This is a genomic window from Coriobacteriia bacterium, assembly GCA_014859305.1.
Taxonomy (GTDB): Bacteria; Actinomycetota; Coriobacteriia; order Anaerosomatales; family Kmv31; genus Kmv31.
The window spans coordinates 1-2942 of the sequence record JACUUM010000069.1 but is presented as its reverse complement, the minus strand read 5'-3'; the positions used below and the strand labels follow the sequence as shown (position 1 = coordinate 2942).

General features: G+C 71.7%; 3 protein-coding genes. All 3 read right to left on the bottom strand.

The window, feature by feature from the left end; translation table 11 throughout:
* Positions 1–342 precede the first annotated feature (342 nt).
* Positions 343–1473, bottom strand: a complete 1131-nt coding sequence (locus IBX62_10010) for a cytochrome c3 family protein (GenBank protein MBE0477419.1) — start codon at positions 1471–1473, stop codon at positions 343–345.
* Positions 1474–2409, bottom strand: coding sequence for a hypothetical protein (locus IBX62_10005; protein MBE0477418.1), 936 nt, complete (start codon positions 2407–2409; stop codon positions 1474–1476). It abuts the gene before it with no gap.
* Positions 2410–2566: 157 nt separating this feature from the next.
* Positions 2567–2942 (bottom strand): hypothetical protein (locus IBX62_10000; protein ID MBE0477417.1); only part of this gene is annotated, 376 nt, incomplete at its 5' end.

Genomic DNA, 2942 nt, shown 5'->3' with positions numbered 1-2942 from the left:
GGCGGGCGGGCGGCGCCTCGGGCTCCGCGAGCGCGAGCGCCCCTGATGCGAGCGCGACGAGGACCGCCGCGGCGAGGACCGCCGCAGCGGCCGACGGCACGCGTCGCGTGACGCGTGCGCACGACGCGCGCGGGAGCGCGCACCCTCCGGTTCCCTCGTCCTTCCCTCCGTGCCTCCCGCCCGCGTGCCCTCTCAGGCGTCGCAGGCTCACGGGGTGGAGTCGCCCTTACCGCGGCTCTTCCAGCCGCTTCTCGAGTCCTTCAGGCGGCCGTCCGGCAACGGCCCGGCCGCAGGTGGAGGGTGCAAGAGCGGTGCCAGTGCGGAAGACGAGCGAGACGGCGGTCACCCGGTCTCGGCCCTCTCGTGACAGTACCTGCACACGTTCGGGTCGTCATGACAGCCGGCGCAGCGCCGGGGGCCGTACCGCGAGTGCCAGCCTACGAACCGCGGCCGCGTCCCGTGTTGACCGCCCAGGACGCGCGGACCCGCCGCCAGGCCCGCCTTGAACCTGTGACAGCCCTTGTTGCAGAACGCGTAGAGGTCGTGGCACTTCAGACACGTCTCCTTGTCCAGGGCCTGCCTTGCGTGGTAACCGTCCACGAACCTGCGCGAATGCGGCAGCTCGAGGCCGTGGCACTCGTTGCAGCTCTCGATGGAGTGGCACCCTCGGCAATCCTCCTTGACGATCCTCGCCTTCTTGAAGCCGCGAGGCAGGCGCCTGATGGCCACCCCCGGGTCATCCACGTGGCACGTCTCACACGCGGCGGAAGCCTTCTCGCCGTCATGGCAGACGACGCAGCTGCTCATGGAGGGCTCCCGGGCGCGGCGCACGCGCGGACCGTGGGCCACCGTGTTGTGGCAGTCGCCGCAGCGGTAGCCCGCGCCGGAGATGTCGGCGTGGCGGATCCGTACGCCCCTCGCCGTGATCGTCCCCTCCGTGACGGCGCGGTGACACGCCAGGCAGGCGCGATCCGAGACGAAGCTCGGCATCGGGACGTCCGCTGAGGCTCCCAACGCGGCGTTCACCGCGTTCCCGGCTCCACCTATGCGGGCCAGGGCTCCCGCGGCTCCGCGTCCCACGTGGCAGCGGCCGCACGGGACGCTCGCGTGGGCGCCTTCGGCACGGGTCTCGAACGCCCGCGACGTGTGGTGGCAGCGGGCGCAGAGACCATCCCGCCCGGAGTAGTCCCAGGCCGAGACCAGCGCCAGCGCAGCCAGCGCGGCCGCAGCCGCGGCGGCCTGCCGCCGGTGCCTCCAGGGACGTCGCTCCACACCGTCGGCGGCAGCCGGCCTCCGGCGCTCCCGTTCGCCGTGCTCCCGCCATGTCAGGACGATGTAGAGCAGCACGAGCAGCAGCAGCAGCGCGAGCGTCACGATCGCCATGACGAAGAACGCGACCGTCAGGTTCGAAGTGGGGTCGCGCACCGTCGACACGACCACCTGCCACACATGCCGCAGACGCTCGGCCAGCATCTATCCGCCCCGCTCGTACTTGCGCCGTGGCGCCCGCAGGGGCTCGGAACGCCCGGGGTGGGTGTGGTCCGCGTGACAGCCGTCGCACTGGGAGGGGACGTGACAGTGCTCGCACGCCTGACTCCCCGCGTCCTTCTCGGCCTCGCCGTGGCCGGCGAGGAAGCCCTGGGGGTGCGGCATCTCCATCCCGTGGCAGTTGTCGCAGAAGGACGGCCGGTGACACGACACGCAGTCCTCGCGCCGCTCCTTTGCCGTGGCGCTGTGCTCGGCACCGAACTCCTCGGGGTGGGGCAGGTCGACGCCGTGGCAGCCCGCGCACTTGCCCGGCCCGTGGCAGAGACCGCAGGCGCTCAAGTCCCCCATGCCGTGTGTCATGCGCCAGTTGCGCCCGTGGGTGACCGACCACTCCGGGTCGTGCTCGCGAGCCGCCTGCCTGTCGGTCCTCTCGCCGTGGCAGGTGCCGCAGCCGCCGGAGGCCGCCTCGCCGTTGTGGCAGGACGCGCAGCGGCTCATCGTGACCCCGACGACGCCGTCCCGCTCGTGCGCGGCCGACCCGTGGCACTCCGTGCACGACCAGGCCGCCTCGATCACCTCGGCGTGCGACATCCTGAGTCCCCGCTCGGAGGTGACGGTGTCGCCGATCCCGGCGGAGTGGCAGCCGAGGCAGGCGGCATCCTCCACCCGCCTCCCCGAGTCCCACCTCCCCCCGGTGACCGCGTGAAGGGTCTCCTCGGTCAGCAGCCACGTGTTGACGAGACCGAGCAGCACGCCTCTCTCCGCGTGGCACGACGCGCAGCCGACCGAGACGTGGGACCCTGCCGGCGAGGACGAACGATGACACGCGAGACACGGTCTGTCCCATTGCGCGGTCAAGGGGCCCGACAGCAGCCACGCCACGGCGAGCCCCAGCAGCGCCGGCAGCGCGAAGAGTCGCATTCGGCCTTCGGGTCCGGGATCCAATCTCGCCTCACCAGCGCTCGAACATCACATAGAGAAAAGGAACAACAACCTCGCCCGCAGGGCAAGGAAGGGGGGCACCGGCTTTCGGTGCCCCCCTTCCGATCGGGCTCGCGCCGCGATGACGGCGGAAGGCCTAGTAGGTGATCCCTACGCCTTCGCCGTGGCAGTCCAGACAGACGTCGTTCAGCGTCGTGTCGTCGGTCACGGCGACCTTCAGCAGCTTGTATCCGTCGGAATCGTGCGGACCGCCGCCGGTCCTTCCGGTGGCGTGGCAGTCGGTGCAGTTCGCGCTGGTCGCCAGTGCGTCCGCGTGGTCGGCCGTCGCCGCGCCGAACTCCGTGTAGGCGCCGCCGACCGCGATCATCACGTGCGTGCTCTTGCTCGCCCGCTCGAACGCGCCGCCGCCGACGGCCGAGACGCGGCCGTCGTTCATGTCGTGGCAGCCCGTGCAGTAGTCGACCTCGTCCGTCGCGGTGATCAGAGCGCCCGAGCTCCCGAACACGCCGGAC